This window comes from Pseudomonas sp. Marseille-Q7302 (genome assembly GCF_965111925.1).
Genome location: NZ_CBCOPK010000001.1, coordinates 2,172,089 through 2,188,530 on the forward strand (window position 1 = coordinate 2,172,089; position 16,442 = coordinate 2,188,530).

The following is a 16,442-nucleotide window of genomic DNA, read 5'->3' on the forward strand; positions in this document are numbered from 1 at the left end:
AGGGGGAGAGCGCCTACCGCTGGCTGAGCGGCAGGCGCAAGTCGTCAGCCTTCCAGCTGGCCGCCCGCGAGTGCGCAGAGGCGGGCGGAGTCGAGGATGCGTACCTCCTTGCCTTCGGCCGCCAGCACGCCGCTCTGCTGGAAGCGGGTGAAGACCCGCGATACGGTCTCCACCGCCAGGCCGAGAAAGTTGCCGATCTCGTTGCGCGACATGCTCAGGCGGAATTGCTGGGCGGAAAAGCCACGGGCATGGAAGCGCGCCGAGAGATTGACCAGGAAGGTGGCGATGCGCTCGTCGGCGCTCTTCTTGGACAGGAGCACCATCATCTGCTGATCGTCGCGGATCTCCCGGCTCATCACCCGCAGCAATTGCCGGCGCAGTTGCGGCAGCTGCTCGGAGAGCTCGTCCAGGCGCTCGAAGGGGATCTCGCAGACGGTCGTGGTCTCCAGCGCCCGGGCCGAGACCGGATAGCGCTCGGTGTCCATGCCCGATAGCCCGACCAGTTCGCTGGGCAGGTGGAAGCCGGTGATCTGCTCCTCCCCGGCATCGCTCAGGCTGCTGGTGCGCAGGGCGCCGGAGCGCACCGCATAGACCGAGCCGAAGGTATCGCCCTGGCGGAACAGGTGGTCGCCCTTGGCCAGCGGCCGGCCGCGCTTGACGATCTGGTCGAGGGCGTCGAGGTCCTTCAGGTCGAGCGAGAGCGGCAGGCACAGCGAGGCGAGGCTGCAATCCTTGCAATGGGCCTGGGCGGTGCGCAGCTTGAGGGGCTCGGTCATGGCGGAGGATCGCTTCTCGTCTGGTTCCAAAAGTCTAACTTTAGCAGTCATGGCAGGCATGGGTCATATCACCCGGGAAAAGCGCTGGTTGTCGTGGCCCGACAGGTAGCGGTCGAACAGCATGCACAGGGCGCGTATCAGCAGGCGGCCAGGGGGCAACACCTGGAGGCCGCGCTCGTCGAGGCGGATCAGGCCGTCGGCGGCCATGGCCAGTAGCTGCGGCCAGGCGTCCGCGAAGTACTGGCGAAAATCCAGTTCGCAACTGCGTTCGATGGCGGCGAAATCCAGCTGGAAGTGGCAGATCAGCTGGCCGATCACCGCGCCGCGAATGCGGTCATCCCGCGACCGTCGCACGCCGCGGGCCACCGCCAGGTCGCCCTGGCCCAGGCGTTCCTGGTAGCGGGCGAGGTCGGGCGTATTCTGGCAGAGGACATCGCCGATCTGGCTGATGGCGGAGACGCCCAGGCCCAGCAGGTCGCAGTGACCGTGGGTGGTGTAACCCTGGAAATTGCGCTGCAGGGTGCCGTCTTCCTGGGCGATGGCCAGGTCATCGTCGGGCAGGGCGAAGTGGTCCATGCCGATGTAGCGATAGCCGGCGGCCAGCAGCTGTTCCACCGTGCGCTGCAGCATCTCCAGCTTGGCCGCGGGGTCCGGCAGCTCGCTGACTTCGATGCGTCGCTGCGGCGGAAAGCGCTGTGGCAGGTGGGCGTAGTTGAACACCGACAGGCGATGCGGTTGCAGCTCCAGCACCCGCTCCACGGTGTGGGCGAAGCTGGCCGGGGTTTGCCGCGGCAGGCCGTAGATGAGGTCCAGGTTGATGGAGCGGTAGTCGAGGGCGCGAGCGGCCTCCACCAGGGTGCGGGTGTCGTCGAAGGGCTGCAGGCGATTGACCGCCAGCTGCACCTGCAGGTCCAGGTCCTGGACGCCAAAGCTGACGCGGTTGAAGCCCAGCTCGCGGAGCAGGCCCATGGTGCTCCAGTCGGCTTCGCGCGGGTCGATCTCGATGGAGTAGTCGCCGCGGTCGTCGTCGGCCAGGGTGAAGTGGCGGCGCAGGTCAGCCATCAGCTCGCGCAGCTGCATGGGATTGAGAAAGGTCGGGGTGCCGCCGCCAAGGTGCAGCTGTTCCACCCGCTGCCCACCGTCCAGGTGCCGACTGGTGAGAATCATCTCCTGGCGCAGGGCCTCCAGGTAGGCGGCGCTGCGGCTGCGGTCCTTGGTGATGACCTTGTTGCAGGCGCAGTAGTAGCAGATGTTGGCGCAGAAGGGCACGTGCAGGTAGAGCGACAGGGGGCGTCCGGCCTGGCGGCTCAGGCGCAGGGCGCCGAGCAGGTCGAAGGGGCCGATGCCGTCGTGGAATTGCACGGCGGTGGGGTAGGAGGTGTAGCGGGGGCCGGCGCGATCGTAGCGGGCGATGAGGTCGGCGTCCCAGACGAGGGCGGCTGTCATGCCGGGCTCCAATGGTTTCGAGGCGCCCAGTGTGAGGGGCAGGCTCCTGGCTTTATTGATCCAGATCAATAAAGGCCGGGTTAAGCTCTGGCGTTTGACGAGGAGTAGCCCATGGCAGACGAGTTGTACCTCGGAGGTTTTCGCGAATGCCGCCCCGCCGGCAGTCCCTTGGCGACCCTGTTGCTGGCCCATGGGGCAGGGGCGGGGATGGACAGCCCCTTCCTGCAACAGCTGGCCGAGAAGCTGGCCCGGCGCGAGATCCGCACCCTGAGATTCGACTTTCCCTACATGGCGCGGGCGCGCGCCGAGGGCAGGCGGCGCCCACCCAATCCGGCGCCGGTCCTGCTGGAGCACTGGCGGGAGATGGTCGCCACCTGGCGCATGGCAGAAAGCGGTCCACTATGGCTGGCGGGCAAGTCCATGGGCGGGCGGATGGCCAGTCTGCTGGCCGACGAGCTGGGCGCGGCGGGCCTCATCTGCCTGGGCTATCCCTTCCACCCGGCGGGCAAGCCCGACCGGTTGCGCACCGAGCACCTGGCGACCCTGGCCACGCCGACACTGATCGTCCAGGGCGAGCGGGATGCCCTGGGGTCGCGGGAGGAAGTGGCGGACTATGCCCTGGCGCCAAGCATCGAGGTGCAGTGGATCGCCACCGCGGACCATGATCTCAAGCCACTCAAGCGCAGTGGCCTGAATCAGGCCCAGGTGCTGGTGGACACGGCGGCGCGGGTGGCGGGCTTCGTGCGCGCTGCGGCTATGCAGACGACGCCCCAATAGATCAGGGACGCGCTGCCAGCGTTGCAGCGCTTGTCGGCGCAGTCGGGGCATCCTGCGGATGCCTCGACCTATGCATATGCCCCATTCTTATTTCAAAAGTGGCTAATCGCCTAGGTAGGCTATAAGCCAACCTCATGGTTGAGCCTTGCATCATGTCTCTTCGCCCATCCATTACTCGCTCGTTCCAGGCTTTCCACGTCACCGTCAGGCAGCCTGCGTTGGTCCGCAGCGAGGCGCAGCAGCGGCGCTGTGCGTCGATCTTGGCGTCGGCCCCCGAGCAATTCCCACCCTGTCATGTAAGGCGCTTTGCGCGACGCGGGTGGAGGTCGGCACGCTGATCGTCGAGCACAAGGCCACCGCCTTCTATGCCAACACGCCCGATCAACAGGGCGATTGATCCTTTCCCTACGGGTTCCACCGGACCACCGGACGAGCCCTCGACATCTCGAGGTCTCCCATGGCTATTCCTTCGATTTTTCAGCGCCTCGGGCTGCTCCTGGCGAGCACGACCCTGGTGCTGTCCGTCCAGGCCGCCGAGCTGCAGAAGATTCGTCTCGGCATCAACGACAGTCCGCAGAACGCTGCCCTGGAGCGCGCCGCCGAGGTGGTGCGGGAAAAGGGCGTGGAGGTGGAGATCGTCGCCTTCAGTGACTGGAACACGCCGAATCTGGCGCTCGCTCACGGCGACATCGACGTCAATTACTTCCAACACCAGCCGTTCCTGGACAACGCCAACGCCCAGAACGGCTATGGCCTGGTGCCCATCGCCTATGGCGTGGAAAACAAGGTCGGCCTCTATTCCAAGCGCGTGAAAAGCTTTGCCGAGGTGCCGGACGGCGCCACCGTGGCGGTGGCCGACGACCCGGTCAACCAGGGGCGCGGGCTGCACCTCTATGCCCGCGCTGGCCTGATCCAGCTTGGGCCAGATGCCGGGCCCAAGGCGAGCCTGCAGGACATCGTCGCCAATCCCCGGCACCTCAAATTCATCGAGTTGCCCGGGCCGCAACTGGCGCGGGTGCTGGACGATGTGACCCTGGCGCAGAGCTATCCCTCGCATATCCTCGCCGCGGGCACCACGGATCCCAACAGTGCCCTGCTGTTCAGTGACGACGAAGCCAGCGGTCACCGCTACGCCCTGAGGTTCGTGACCAGGCCGGACAGGGCCGCCGACCCGGCGATCCGCACCTTCATCCAGGTGTTCCAGAACGATCCGCGGGTGCGCGAGGCCATCGCCAAGGCCTATGGCAATCCGCAGCTCTACAGCCTGGCCTGGCTGAACCGGCAGGAGGCCTCGCGATGACCAGTGCACTGCGTCACTCTCCAGCACCGCAGATTCTTGCCGAACCCGAGCGCCTGGCCGCACAGGAGCATCTGCGTCTGACCGGGGTGCAGAAGGTCTACACCGGCGGCGCGGTGCCCGTCACGGCCCTGGCGGACATCGATCTGTCCATCGCCCGTGGCGAGATCTTCGGCATCATCGGCCGCAGCGGCGCGGGTAAGTCCAGCCTGATCCGCACCCTCAACCGTTTGGAGGATGTCAGCGCCGGCCAGGTGCTGGTCGACGGCGTCGACATAGGCGCCCTGAAGGGCGACCGGCTGGTGGCGCTGCGGCGAAGCATCGGCATGATCTTCCAGCACTTCAATCTGCTGGCCTCGCAGACGGTGCTGGAGAACCTGGCGCTGCCGCTCAAGGCCGCTGGCTTTCGCCGCGACGAGATCGAGGCCCGGGCCCGGGAATTGCTGGAACTGGTGGGCCTGCAAGGCAAGGAGCAGGTCTATCCATCCCGTCTGTCCGGCGGCCAGAAGCAGCGGGTGGGCATCGCCCGTGCCCTGATGCTCAAGCCCGAGCTGCTGCTCTGCGACGAGGCTACCTCGGCGCTGGACCCGGAGACCACCCAGTCGATCCTGGCATTGCTGCAGGACATCAATCGGCGCCTGGGCCTGACCATCGTGCTCATCACCCACGAGATGGCGGTGATCCGCCAGATCTGCGACCGGGTGGTGGTACTGGAGCACGGCCGCATCGTCGAGCAGGGACCGGTGTGGCAACTCTTTGGCGCGCCTCAGGCGGAGGCCACCCGTGCACTGCTGGCGCCGCTCTCCGCACAGTTGCCAGCGGATCTCGCCAATCGGCTGAGTGCCAGCCGCCAACCTGGTGCGCGGACAGTGCTCGAATTGAGCTACGACGGCCAGGGTGAGGAGCCCGATTTCCAGGCGCTGGGCCAGGCGCTTGGCGCGCCGCTGGAATTGCTGCATGGCGGTATCGATCGCATCCAGGGGCGAGCCCTGGGCCGCTTGCTGGTAGCCACGACAGCGCACGAGCGGCGTTTGGCCGCCTTTCTTGGGCAACCTGGGCTGTTCGCCCGCGCGAAGGTACTGGGCTATGTCTGAGTTCATGCTCAAGGCGCTGTGGAAGGCCTTCCTCGATACCCTGACCATGGTCAGCGTGTCCGCGGCCATTGTCTGGTTCGCCGGCATCGCCCTGGCGGTGGTGCTGGTCACCACCGGGCGCGGCGCCATCTTCGCCGCGCCCACCCTCAACCGGATGCTGGGCACGGTGGTCAACGCCTTTCGTGCCACACCCTTCATCATCCTGCTGGTGGCCCTGATCCCGCTGACGCGGCTGATCACCGGTACCACCATTGGTGTCTGGGCGGCGGTGGTGCCGATCACCCTCAGCGCCACGCCGTTCTTCGCCCGTATCGCCGAGGTAAGCCTGCGCGAAGTCGGCGGTGGGGTGATCGAGGCGGCCCAGGCGCTGGGCTGCGAGCGGCGCCACATCGTCTTCAACGTGCTGTTGCCCGAGGCGCTGCCCGGCATCATCGGTGGCTTCACCGTGACCCTGGTAGCCATGATCGGCGCCTCGGCCATGGCCGGCGCCATCGGCGCGGGCGGGTTGGGCGACCTGGCCATCCGCTACGGCTACCAGCGCTACGACACCCAGGTGATGGCCGTGGTGATCGCCATCCTGGTGGTGCTGGTGTGCGGTATCCAGTTCATCGGCGACCGCTACGTGCGGCACCTGCGGGCGCGTTAGCTGAGGCGCTCCAGATAGGACGGCAGTTCTGGGTCGGGCAGCACCGACAGTACCTTGAGCCGCTGCAGGGTGCGGTCGCGGCCGCGCAGGAGGTGGTTGCGCAACTGGCTGGCCGCCGCATCGGGACTGCCCACCAGCAGGGATTCCAGCACCAGGCGATGCTCCACCAGCACCGCCTCGTCCAGCGGGGTGCCGAGCGACTGGTGGAAGATGCGTGACACATTCAGCGGACTCTGGCTGTGAGCGATGAGTTGGGCCAGCTTGCGATTGCGCAGACCGGCCAGGCAGCGCCCATGCAGATCCGCCTCGATGCGCTCCACCGCCGCCCAGGAAGTGGGGGCGGGCTGGTCGGCCAGTTGCTCGAGCCGTTCGAGCATATCCAGCAGTTCGCTGCGCGCCAGCCCCGGCGCGGTCTGCAACAGCGCCTCGGGTTCCAGAAGCGCGCGGATCTCGTAGTCGTCGCGGATGGCCTGGGCGGTGAGGGGGCCGGCCAGCCACTGGCCATAGGGCTCCTTTTCCACCAGGCCGCGATCGCGCAGGCGCATCAGGGCTTCGCGGACCACGGCGCGACTGACGCCCAGGTGGTCGGCAGCCGGCTGCTCGTCCAGCCGGAAATGGCCGAAGAGCATGGCGTGGCTGACGCAGGCGGCGATTTCGTCGCCGACCCGCTCGCCCAGGGAGCGCGTATCGATCAATTCGTCGCTGCTGTCCAGGCCGAGCAACTGCCGCGTCAGCGGCTGACGCTGCGGCTGGCCCGCGGTACCGACCGGATCGATCAGGTAGCCGCGCCCCTCGAAGCGGCGAATCAGGCCTTCCTCCTGCAGCAGCGTTAGCGCCTGGCGCACCGGTACCCGGCTGGTACCGAACAGCTGCGCCAGCGGCGCCTCGACCAGCACCAGCCCCGGCGCCGCACGGCCGGCCAGGATGGCTTCGCGCAGTGCACTGCGGATCATCGCGTAGCGCGCGGCGGTACGACTGTCATCGAGGGGGGCGGGGACTGCTGCCGACATCGGGGACCTTCCGGAAACGAGATGAGAATTGTGGCACAGGCCCACGGCCTTTCGCGCGTTACCGGTGGGTTCAGGTACACGCACGGTAACGGGGCAGGCGTTACGGTTCTGCACAAAAATGGATCTATTTAATTTAAGTACATTTTAATGGCTTGGGGTTTGGGCAGGTTCAGATGGCCTCTATTGCCCCTGTTTGCGAGCGGGCTGCGTTCTATTGCTAAAGCTGGCACAAAGCCTGCTCTATTAAACGTACCAAATTATAAAATGTACGTTTAAGGAGTGATGATGGAATCCGCTCAAGCCCTGGCAATGGATGCGGTCGGCCTCGGTGAAGCCTATGCTGCCGGGACCCTCGATCCGGTCGCGGTATTCGAAGCGGCCCTGGGATGCGCCCAGTCTTCCTCCTCCGTCTTCATCACCCTGACGGTGGCACGCGGTCGCGCCGAAGCCCTGGCTTCCAGGGAGCGCTGGCGCGCTGGACAGCCGCGTTCGCCGTTGGATGGCGTACCCCTGGCCTGGAAGGACCTCTTCGATCTGCAGGGAGAGATCACCACCTGTGGTGCCGAACTTCGCCGCGCAGCGTCGCCTGCCACGATCGATGCCTTCATGGTCCAGCGCCTGAGCCAGGCTGGGCTGGTCAGCCTGGGCAAGGTCAATCTCAGCGAGTTCGCCTATTCCGGCATCGGCTTGAATCCCCATTTCGGTACGCCCGCCAACCCGTGGGCGAGCGGCGAGGTGCGTATCCCGGGAGGCTCCTCTTCCGGTTCGGCGGTGGCCGTCGCCGCGGGGATCGTACCCCTGGCCCTCGGCACCGACACTGCCGGGTCGGTACGCCTGCCGGCCGCCCTCAATGGCCTGGTGGGCTATCGTCCCAGCCTGGGTCGCTATCCGGCGACTGGCATCTTTCCGTTGGCCGCCTCCTATGACGCACCGGGTCCGCTGGCGCGCAGCCTGCGTGACGTGCAGTGCCTGGATCGCCTGCTGGTGGGCGGCGTTGCTCGACCGCTGCCGGCGGCAACGGATTTGCGGGTGGTGCTGGATGTGAGCGTGCTGGACGATGCCCGGATAGAGCCGGCGGTGCGAGCCAATCTGCTGGCCGCCGCCGAGCGGCTGGCGCGTGCCGGGGTGAGTGTGGAGCGCCGCGCCCGCACGGTCTTTGCCGAGGCCCTGGAGTTTCTCGCAGAGGAAGGCTGGCCAGGTGCGGTGGAGGCCTTCGCGCTGCACCGCGCCGTGCTCGACGGTCCCGACGCCGCGCGCCTGGATCCGCGGGTACGGCAGCGCCTGGAGCGTGCGCGGGCGTTGCCGGCCGACCATTTGGCCGTTCTGCATGAACGCCGCGATCAGCTGCGGGCGCGCTTTGCCGCCGAATTCGCCGAGGCCCTGCTGCTGGTGCCGACAGTGAGCCGTGTGGCGCCGCTGCTGGCCCCTCTGGAAGCCGACGCTGATCTGTTCGCCGCCACCAATCTGGAGCTGCTGCGCCTGACCATGGCCGGGAGCCTGCTCGGTGCGCCTGGCGTATCGCTACCGAACGGCCGCGATGCCCAGGGCCTGCCCACCGGCCTGCTGCTGGTGGCCCCGGCGGCGGCGGACGAGCGCCTGCTCGATGCCGCCACGGCCCTGGAAGCTCAGCTCCGCGTCTGATTTCAAGCGGCGGTGGCGGGGGCCCGGCTCCGCCATCGACCTGTGTCTGTCCGGGTACTGGAGGTTGCAACGATGGCCAAAGAAATCTTCGTTTCCATCGGCGTCGACGTCGACGCGGTGGCAGGCTGGCTCGGCTCCTACGGCGGCGAGGATTCGCCCGATGACATCTCCCGCGGGTTGTTCGCCGGCGAGGTGGGGGCGCCGCGGCTGCTCAAGCTGTTCGAGCGCTACGGCCTCAAGACCACCTGGTTCATTCCGGGGCATTCGGTGGAAACCTTTCCCGAACAGATGCAGGCGGTGGCCGCGGCAGGTCACGAGATCGGCATCCACGGCTACAGCCACGAGAATCCCATCGCCATGACCCCCGAGCAGGAGGAGGCGGTGTTGGACCGGTCCATCGAGCTGATCACCACCCTGGCCGGCAAGCGGCCCACCGGCTACGTGGCGCCCTGGTGGGAATTCAGCCGGGTCACCAACGAGCTGCTGCTGAAAAAAGGCATCAAGTACGACCACAGCCTGATGCACAACGACTTCAGTCCCTATTACGTGCGGGTGGGCGACAGCTGGACCAAGATCGACTACAGCCAGCAGCCCGAGAGCTGGATGAAGCCCCTGGTGCGCGGCCAGGAAACCGACCTGGTGGAGATTCCGGCCAACTGGTACCTCGACGACCTGCCGCCGATGATGTTCATCAAGAAGGCACCCAACAGCCACGGCTTCGTCAATCCGCGCCATCTGGAAGAGATGTGGCGCGACCAGTTCGACTGGGTCTATCGCGAGATGGACTATGCCGTCTTCCCCATCACCATCCACCCCGATGTCTCGGGGCGGCCGCAGGTGCTGCTGATGCTCGAACGCCTGATCGAGCACATCCAGGGTCACGCCGGAGTGCATTTCGCCACCATGGACGAGATCGCCGACGACTTCCTGCGGCGCCAGCCGCGCCAGCGCTAAGCGCCCAGCCCACAGGTACAGGACCATGACCCTCCCTGCCGCCAGCCCGCTCCATACGGAAACCACCGCTGCCTGGAAACCGCAGCAACTGTCTTCCGGTGATGTCCGCTATGCCACCTGGATCGCCTTCTTCGCCTGGGTGTTCGCCGTGTACGATTTCATCCTGTTCGGCACCCTGCTGCCGGTGATGGGTGGGCACTTCAACTGGAGCGAGGCTGAGCAGGCCGAACTCGCCACCTGGGTGGCGCTGGGTGGGGCCATCATCGCCTTCGCCATCGGCCCGCTGGTGGACCGGATCGGTCGCCGCGGCGGCATCATCGTCACCATCGGCGGCACCGCCCTGTGCTCGGCGTTGACCGCGCTCTGTGCCGGCATGGGCAAGGTGCCACTGGTGCTGGTTCGCTCGGTCGCTGGCCTGGGCTACGCGGAGGAGGGGGTCAACGCCACCTACCTGACCGAGGTCTATGCCGCCTCCGACGATCCGCGGCTGATCCGGCGCCGGGGCTTCATCTACAGCCTGGTGCAGAGCGGCTGGCCGATCGGCGCCCTGATCGCCGCCGGGCTCACCGCCTTGCTGCTGCCCCACATTGGCTGGCAGGGCTGCTTCGTGTTCGCCGCCGTGCCGGCCTTCGTCATCGCCGTGCTGGCGCGCAAGCTCAAGGAGTCTCCGCAATTCCAGGTGCACGCCCGCATCCAGCGTCTGCGTCGCGAAGGCCAGGAGCAGGACGCCCGCAGCCTGGCCCATGAATACGGCGTGGACTACGAAGAGCACGCCAAGGCCGGCGTGGCCATGGCCTTCAAGGGCCAGGCCCTGCGCCCGACCCTGGTCTTGAGCCTGGCCATCCTGCTCAACTGGTCGGCAATCCAGGTGTTCAGTGTGCTGGGGACGTCGGTGATCGTCAGCGTGCACAAGCTCAGTTTCGAGAACTCGCTGTGGATCCTGGTGCTGTCCAACGCCGTCGGCTTCATCGGCTACCTGTTCCATGGCTGGCTGGGCGATCGTATCGGCCGGCGCAACACCGTGGCCCTGGGCTGGACGTGCGGCGGTGTGGCCTTCTTCGCCATGTTGCAGGCGCCGAGCCAGTTGGTGCCGGTGGTGGCGCTCTACAGCCTGGGGCTGTTCTTTCTCACCGGGCCCTATTCGGCCATGTTGTTCTTCATGGGCGAAAGCTTTCCCACCAGCATCCGTGCCACGGGTGGCGCCATCGTCCACGCCATGGGACCGATCGGCGCCATCCTCGCCGGCCTCGGCATCACCAGCGTGCTCGGCAACGGTGGCCAGTGGCACAGCGCTGCGCTCTGGTTCGGCGCCCTGCCGTGCTTTCTCTCTGGCCTGGTGATGTGGGCCGCGCGCCACGTCGAACCCACCAGCCTCAAATGACAGGAGCCTCGATGAACGCTCACATTTCACCCGTTGCCCTGATCACCGGCGCCGCCAGCGGCATCGGCCAGGCCCTGGCCGTCACCTATGCCCGCCATGGCGTGCGGGTGGTCGGTGGCTACTACCCCGGCGATCCCCATGACCCCGAAGACACCCGGCGGCTGGTGGCCGCCGCGGGTGGCGAGTGTCTGCTCGAACCGCTGGACGTCAGCGACAGCGCCTCGGTGGATGCCCTGGCCGATGCCGCCCAGGCGCACTTCGGACGCCTCGACTATGCCGTGGCCAACGCCGGTCTGCTGCGCGCCGCGCCGCTGCTGGAGATGAGCGACGCGCGTTGGCACGAGATGCTCGACGTCGACCTTACCGGGGTGATGCGAACCTTCCGGGCCGCGGCGCGGCACCTGGGGGAGGGCGGCGCCCTGGTGGCCATCTCCTCCATCGCCGGCGGTGTCTATGGCTGGCAGGACCATGCCCACTATGCCGCCGCCAAGGCCGGGGTACCGGGCCTCTGTCGCTCGCTGGCGGTCGAACTGGCGCCGCGCGGCATTCGCTGCAACGCGGTGATTCCCGGTCTGATCGAGACGCCCCAGTCGCTGGACGCCAAGAACTCCCTGGGTCCGGAGGGCCTGGCCAAGGCCGCCCGCAGCATTCCCCTGGGCCGCGTCGGCAAGCCCGAGGAGGTGGCGGCGCTGGTGCGTTTCCTGACCAGTACCGAAGCCAGCTACATCACCGGCCAGAGTCTGATCGTCGACGGCGGTCTCACCGTGCGCTGGCCCGATTGAGGAGAAGAGCATGTTCGAGCTGACAGACCGTCGCGCCCTGGTGACCGGCGCCGCCAGCGGGATCGGCGCCGCCATCGCGCGAGCCTATGCCGCTGCCGGCGCGCACCTGGTACTGGCCGACCGCGACGCCGAGCGCCTGGCGCGGGTGGCCGAGGAATGCCGTGCCCTGGGCGCGTCGGTGACGGAGACCGTGGCCGACGTTGGCCAGCCGGATGGGGCCAGAGCCGGAGTGGACGCCTGCGTGGCGGCTTACGGCGGCATCGACATCCTGGTCAACAATGCCGGGATGCTGACCCAGGCACCCTGTGCCGACCTGACCCTGGAGCAGTGGAACGACATGCTGCGCGTCGACCTCACCAGCGTCTTTCTCGCCAGCCAGCGCGCCCTGCCGCACATGCAGGCGCAGCGCTGGGGACGCATCATCAATGTCGCTTCCCAGCTCGGCATCAAGGGTGGCGCCGAGCTCTGCCACTATGCGGCGGCCAAGGCCGGGGTGATCGGCTTCACCAAGTCCCTGGCGCTGGAGGTGGGCCGCGACAACGTGCTGGTCAACGCCATCGCCCCCGGGCCCATCGAGACGCCCCTGGTGGACGGCATCAGCGCCGACTGGAAGGCAGCCAAGGCCCGCGAGCTGCCGCTAGGGCGCTTCGGGCGCGCGGAGGAGGTGGCGCCGGTCGCGCTGCTGCTGGCCAGCGATCCGGGTGGCAATCTCTTCGTCGGCCAGACCCTGGGCCCTAATTCCGGCGATGTCATGCCCTAGGAGGTACCCATGTGCGGACTCTGCGGCCTGCTCGGGCCAGATCTCCATTGGAGCGATCCCCTGGGCGACGACCTGCCGCGACGGCGCGAGCGCCTGCGTCGGGTCGCGGCCATCAACCGGGTGGTGGCGCCGTTCCGGCTCACGGTGAGCGACGTCCAGGGCGCCTCCTACCTGGTCCAAGGGCCGACCGGACGCCAGGCGCTGGCCGAGGGGTTGGACGATCTCTGGCGCCAAGCCGAGGGGGTGCTGGGGCGACCGCTCGATCCCTTGGATCCGCGCGTCCTGGCACCGCTGGAGGGGGCGCCATGAGCCTGGCGGTCAATGTCATCACCGGCTTTCTCGGCAGCGGCAAGACCACGCTGCTGCGGCGCCTGCTGGCCCAGGAAGCCCTGGGCGAGACGGCGCTGCTGATCAACGAATTCGGCGAAGTCGGCATCGACCACCTGCTGGTGGAAGAGGTGGCGCCCGATACCGTGCTGCTGCCCAGCGGCTGCGTCTGCTGCTCAGTGCGCGGTGACCTCAAGGAAGCATTGCTGACGTTGCACGGGCGCCGTAGTCGCGGCGAGATCCCGGCCTTTCGCCGGGTCCTGCTGGAGACCACCGGCCTGGCCGATCCCGGCCCCATCCTGGCCACGCTCAACCTCGATCCCCAGCTGCGCGGTCGCTTCCACCTGGGGCTCCTGGTGACGGTGGTGGACGCCGAGCATGCCGCGCTGCAGGAAGGGCTGCACCCGGAGTGGCTCAACCAGGTCACCGCGGCCGACCGGCTGCTGCTGAGCAAGGCCGACCGGGTCGCGCCTGCCGTGCTGGAGCGGCTGGACCGGCAGTTGGCCCAGCTCAATCCCACCGCCACTCGGGCCCTGGCGGCTTCCGTGGTTAGTGGCGATGACCTGCTGCTGGGCGAAGGCCTGCGGGCCGCCGACCCGGCCGCCGAGGTCGGTCGCTGGCGCCTGTTCGCCGCGATCGCCGAAGGCCGCCACGGCAGCGCCGAGGTCTGCTGCCTGGAGTTCGACCGGCCGCTGGACTGGATGGCCTTCGGGGTATGGCTGTCGATGCTGCTAAGATGCCACGGGCAACGCATCCTGCGAGTCAAGGGCATCCTCGACGTGATCGACGCCAGCCAACCCATCGTCATCCACGGCGTGCAGCACAGTCTGCATACACCGGTGCATCTGCCGGCCTGGCCGGCGGGCGAACGTCGCTCGCGCCTGGTATTCATCGTTCGCGACCTGGACACCGCGCTGCTCAGACGCTCCTTCGCCGCCTTCATGGGCGGTCTGGGTCGGGCTGCATGAGCACGCCGCTGACCCTGAGGGTGCTGGGGACCTCGGTGACCCTGCTTGAACCCATCCGCCAGCGGGCGGAAGCAGAGCTGGGCATCCGCCTGGTCTACCAGATCCACGATGTCCAGACCGCCCAGCGCATCGCCGTGCTGGAGCCTGATAGCTACGACCTCTACGACCAGTGGTTCCACAACGTCGACTTCGTCTGGCCGGCACGGGCCATCCAGCCCATCGACATCCGCCGCATCGCGCTCTGGGAGGAGATCAACGACCTGCCCAAGCGCGGGCGGCTGCACGCCACGGATCGCCTGGCGCCGGGCTGCCGGCCGTGCGACCGCCTCTATGTGCAGCACGACGGCAGCCTGGGCGGTCAGCCCAGCGAACGCATCAGCATGCTGCCGTTGACCCACAACGCCGACAGCTTCGCCTACCGACCCGAAAGCCTGCCCGCCGCCCTGGTCGGTCAGGAGGAGAGCTGGGCCTGGCTGATCGACGAGGGCTGGTGCGGCCACAGCGCCCTGCAGAGCGACGCTGCCATCGGTGCCCTGGACGCTGCCCTGGCGATCCAGGCAGCAGGTCTCGCGCGCTTCGACGACATCGGCAACCTGCGCCTGGAGGAGATCGACCGCCTGGCCGAGCTGCTGGTGGAGCGCCAGCGGCATCGGCATTTCGCCGCCTTCTGGTCCGACGACCGCAGCGCCGGCGAGCTGACCCTGGCCGCCGGGGTGGACATCCAGAGTCTCTGGTCGCCGATGCTCATGGCCCTGCACCGGGCCGGGGTCGACTACCGGGTGGCGGTACCACGAGAAGGCTATCGGGCCTGGTTCGGCGGCCTGTCGCTGTCGCGTTGCGCCGAGGGACGGGTGCGTGATGCCGCCTATGCCTACCTCAACTGGTGGCTGGCCGGCTGGCCTGGTGCGGTCATGGCCCGCCAGGGCTTCTACATCGCCAATCCGGTAAGGGCTAGGGATCACCTGAGCGCAGCGGAGTGGGATTTCTGGTACGGCGGTCTGCCAGCGCGGGAGGAGCTGTACGGTAGCGACGGCCTGCCGTTGATCGAGGTGGGTCAGCGTCGCGAGGGCGGTTCCTACGCCGAGCGCATGAGCCATATCGGCGTGTGGAATTCGGTGATGGACGAGCACAACTACCTGGTGCGGCGCTGGAGCGAATTCCTGCGGACCACCGCCACCTGAGGCGGCATCCGTGTGAAACCGGCGTGCCAGACGCCTTTCTACACTGTTGCCCAGGCAACAGCGACCGGACAGCTGTCCGTTCGGAAACACGGGAAATCGTTGTGTTTTATCCGCCAAGTCATTGAATCAAAGGGACATTCAGACTTGGTTCGGTTCTTGATTGGAGGCTCAGGGCCAACGTTTCGCTCGCCTTGTATGGCGAGTCCTACCTGGAGAGCCTAGTATGTCGCAGAACCCCGTCAAATTCGCCTATTGGGTCCCCAATGTCAGTGGTGGCCTGGTCGTCAGCACCATCGAGCAACGCACCCACTGGGGCATCGACTACAACCGCACCCTGGCCCGGCTCGCCGAGCAGGCCGGTTTCGACTATGCCCTGACGCAGATTCGTTTCACCGCCGGCTACGGCGCCGAATACCAGCACGAGTCGGTGGCCTTCAGCCATGCGCTGCTGGCCGCCACCGAGCGTCTCAAGGTGATCGCCGCCATCCTGCCCGGCCCCTGGAATCCGGCGCTGGCGGCCAAGCAGCTGGCGACCATCGACCAGCTCACCAACGGACGCATCGCCATCAACCTGGTATCTGGCTGGTTCAAGGGCGAATTCCATGGCATCGGTGAACCCTGGCTGGAGCACGACGAGCGCTATCGGCGTTCCGAGGAATTCCTCCGCGCCCTCAAGGGCATCTGGACTCAGGACAACTTCAGCTTCGCCGGCGACTTCTATCGGTTCCGCGACTACACCCTGAAACCCAAGCCGCTGCAGCAGCCGCATCCGGAAATCTTCCAGGGCGGTAGTTCCCGGGCGGCACGGGACATGGCGGCGCGGGTCTCGGACTGGTACTTCACCAACGGCGGTACCCGCGAGGAGATTCGTGCCCAGGTGCAGGATCTGCGCGCCAAGGCCGCGGCGGAGGGGCGCGAGGTCAAGGTGGGAGTAAACGCCTTCATCATCGCCCGGGACACCGAGGCCGAGGCGCGCGAGGTCCTGCGCGAGATCGTCGCCAAGGCCAATCCCGAAGCGGTCAAGGCGTTCGGCGATGCGGCGCGCCAGGCCGGCGCCGCTAGCCCGGAAGGCCAGGGCAACTGGGCCAACTCTAGCTTCGAGGACCTGGTGCAGTACAACGATGGCTTCAAACCCAACCTGATCGGCACCCCCGAGCAGATTGCCGAGCGCATCGTGGCGCTCAAGGCGGAGGGCGTGGACTTGGTGCTGGCGGGCTTCCTGCACTTCCAGGAGGAGGTGGAGTATTTCGGCCAGCGGGTGCTGCCGCTCGTGCGTGAGCTGGAGGCTCGGGCCGCCTCCCAGGCCGCGGCCTAGGCCAGAGGGCTCGCCTGGGTCGCGCGGGAGGCACTGGCAGGCCCGTGACCCAGGCAGCTAGCCGGAGAACGCCAAAGCGCGGCCGGA

At 67.4% G+C, this 16,442-nt stretch carries 17 protein-coding genes; 14 read left to right on the top strand and 3 right to left on the bottom strand.

The features are described 5' to 3' along the window. Nucleotides 1-44: 44 nt before the first annotated feature. The gene (gene fnr, locus ACWPW1_RS10225) at nucleotides 45-776 is read right to left on the bottom strand and encodes a fumarate/nitrate reduction transcriptional regulator Fnr (RefSeq protein WP_017639628.1); all 732 of its coding nucleotides are present in this window, start codon (nucleotides 774-776) and stop codon (nucleotides 45-47) included. Between the two features lie 63 nt (nucleotides 777-839). Continuing rightward, nucleotides 840-2,222, bottom strand: a complete 1,383-nt coding sequence (gene hemN / locus ACWPW1_RS10230; RefSeq protein ID WP_434776395.1) for an oxygen-independent coproporphyrinogen III oxidase — start codon at nucleotides 2,220-2,222, stop codon at nucleotides 840-842. A gap of 111 nt (nucleotides 2,223-2,333) precedes the next feature. On the opposite strand from hemN, the gene ACWPW1_RS10235 reads away from it, so the two are divergent. The 5 genes from ACWPW1_RS10235 (at nucleotide 2,334) to ACWPW1_RS10255 (ending at nucleotide 6,036) form a co-directional block, all read left to right on the top strand. Further along, entirely contained in the window at nucleotides 2,334-2,999 is a 666-nt protein-coding gene (locus ACWPW1_RS10235) for an alpha/beta family hydrolase (RefSeq protein WP_454252889.1), read from the top strand. Nucleotides 3,000-3,144: 145 nt separating this feature from the next. Next, nucleotides 3,145-3,396: a hypothetical protein gene (locus ACWPW1_RS10240; RefSeq protein WP_454252890.1), complete on the top strand. Its 252-nt coding sequence runs from the start codon at nucleotides 3,145-3,147 to the stop codon at nucleotides 3,394-3,396. Nucleotides 3,397-3,456: 60 nt separating this feature from the next. Further along, on the top strand, nucleotides 3,457-4,299 hold the full coding sequence (locus tag ACWPW1_RS10245; RefSeq protein WP_434776397.1) for a MetQ/NlpA family ABC transporter substrate-binding protein: 843 nt from the start codon (nucleotides 3,457-3,459) through the stop codon (nucleotides 4,297-4,299). Continuing rightward, on the top strand, nucleotides 4,296-5,390 hold the full coding sequence (locus ACWPW1_RS10250) for a methionine ABC transporter ATP-binding protein (protein WP_454252891.1): 1,095 nt from the start codon (nucleotides 4,296-4,298) through the stop codon (nucleotides 5,388-5,390). Before ACWPW1_RS10245 ends, ACWPW1_RS10250 begins: the two co-directional genes overlap by 4 nt. Then, complete coding sequence (locus ACWPW1_RS10255; protein ID WP_434776399.1) at nucleotides 5,383-6,036, top strand: ABC transporter permease subunit; 654 nt, start codon at nucleotides 5,383-5,385, stop codon at nucleotides 6,034-6,036. Before ACWPW1_RS10250 ends, ACWPW1_RS10255 begins: the two co-directional genes overlap by 8 nt. Here ACWPW1_RS10255 and ACWPW1_RS10260 read toward each other — a convergent pair. Then, entirely contained in the window at nucleotides 6,033-7,046 is a 1,014-nt protein-coding gene (locus ACWPW1_RS10260; RefSeq protein ID WP_271654645.1) for a GntR family transcriptional regulator, read from the bottom strand. The genes ACWPW1_RS10255 and ACWPW1_RS10260 overlap by 4 nt on opposite strands. 282 nt (nucleotides 7,047-7,328) lie before the next feature. Between ACWPW1_RS10260 and ACWPW1_RS10265 the strand changes: the two genes are divergently transcribed. From ACWPW1_RS10265 to sfnG, 9 genes are all read left to right on the top strand, one after another. Beyond that, nucleotides 7,329-8,687 carry an amidase gene (locus ACWPW1_RS10265; RefSeq protein WP_454252892.1) on the top strand — a complete coding sequence of 453 codons (1,359 nt, stop codon included), beginning with the start codon at nucleotides 7,329-7,331 and terminating at the stop codon, nucleotides 8,685-8,687. 72 nt (nucleotides 8,688-8,759) lie between these two features. Further along, on the top strand, nucleotides 8,760-9,641 hold the full coding sequence (locus tag ACWPW1_RS10270; RefSeq protein ID WP_059314588.1) for a polysaccharide deacetylase family protein: 882 nt from the start codon (nucleotides 8,760-8,762) through the stop codon (nucleotides 9,639-9,641). 25 nt (nucleotides 9,642-9,666) lie between these two features. Continuing rightward, complete coding sequence (locus tag ACWPW1_RS10275) at nucleotides 9,667-11,022, top strand: MFS transporter (RefSeq protein WP_434776402.1); 1,356 nt, start codon at nucleotides 9,667-9,669, stop codon at nucleotides 11,020-11,022. 11 nt (nucleotides 11,023-11,033) lie between these two features. After that, nucleotides 11,034-11,804, top strand: a complete 771-nt coding sequence (locus ACWPW1_RS10280; protein ID WP_434776403.1) for an SDR family oxidoreductase — start codon at nucleotides 11,034-11,036, stop codon at nucleotides 11,802-11,804. Between the two features lie 10 nt (nucleotides 11,805-11,814). Then, nucleotides 11,815-12,564 (top strand): SDR family NAD(P)-dependent oxidoreductase, encoded by a 750-nt coding sequence (locus tag ACWPW1_RS10285; protein ID WP_434776404.1) that lies wholly within the window; start codon nucleotides 11,815-11,817, stop codon nucleotides 12,562-12,564. Nucleotides 12,565-12,573: 9 nt separating this feature from the next. Next, entirely contained in the window at nucleotides 12,574-12,873 is a 300-nt protein-coding gene (locus ACWPW1_RS10290; protein ID WP_059314592.1) for a hypothetical protein, read from the top strand. Continuing rightward, nucleotides 12,870-13,859 carry a GTP-binding protein gene (locus tag ACWPW1_RS10295; protein WP_434776405.1) on the top strand — a complete coding sequence of 330 codons (990 nt, stop codon included), beginning with the start codon at nucleotides 12,870-12,872 and terminating at the stop codon, nucleotides 13,857-13,859. The genes ACWPW1_RS10290 and ACWPW1_RS10295 overlap by 4 nt, the downstream gene beginning before the upstream one ends. Further along, nucleotides 13,856-15,040: an ABC transporter substrate-binding protein gene (locus ACWPW1_RS10300; RefSeq protein WP_434776406.1), complete on the top strand. Its 1,185-nt coding sequence runs from the start codon at nucleotides 13,856-13,858 to the stop codon at nucleotides 15,038-15,040. Before ACWPW1_RS10295 ends, ACWPW1_RS10300 begins: the two co-directional genes overlap by 4 nt. Nucleotides 15,041-15,263: 223 nt before the next feature. After that, the gene (sfnG, locus tag ACWPW1_RS10305; protein ID WP_434776407.1) at nucleotides 15,264-16,355 is read left to right on the top strand and encodes a dimethylsulfone monooxygenase SfnG; all 1,092 of its coding nucleotides are present in this window, start codon (nucleotides 15,264-15,266) and stop codon (nucleotides 16,353-16,355) included. The last annotated feature ends 87 nt before the right edge of the window (nucleotides 16,356-16,442 follow it).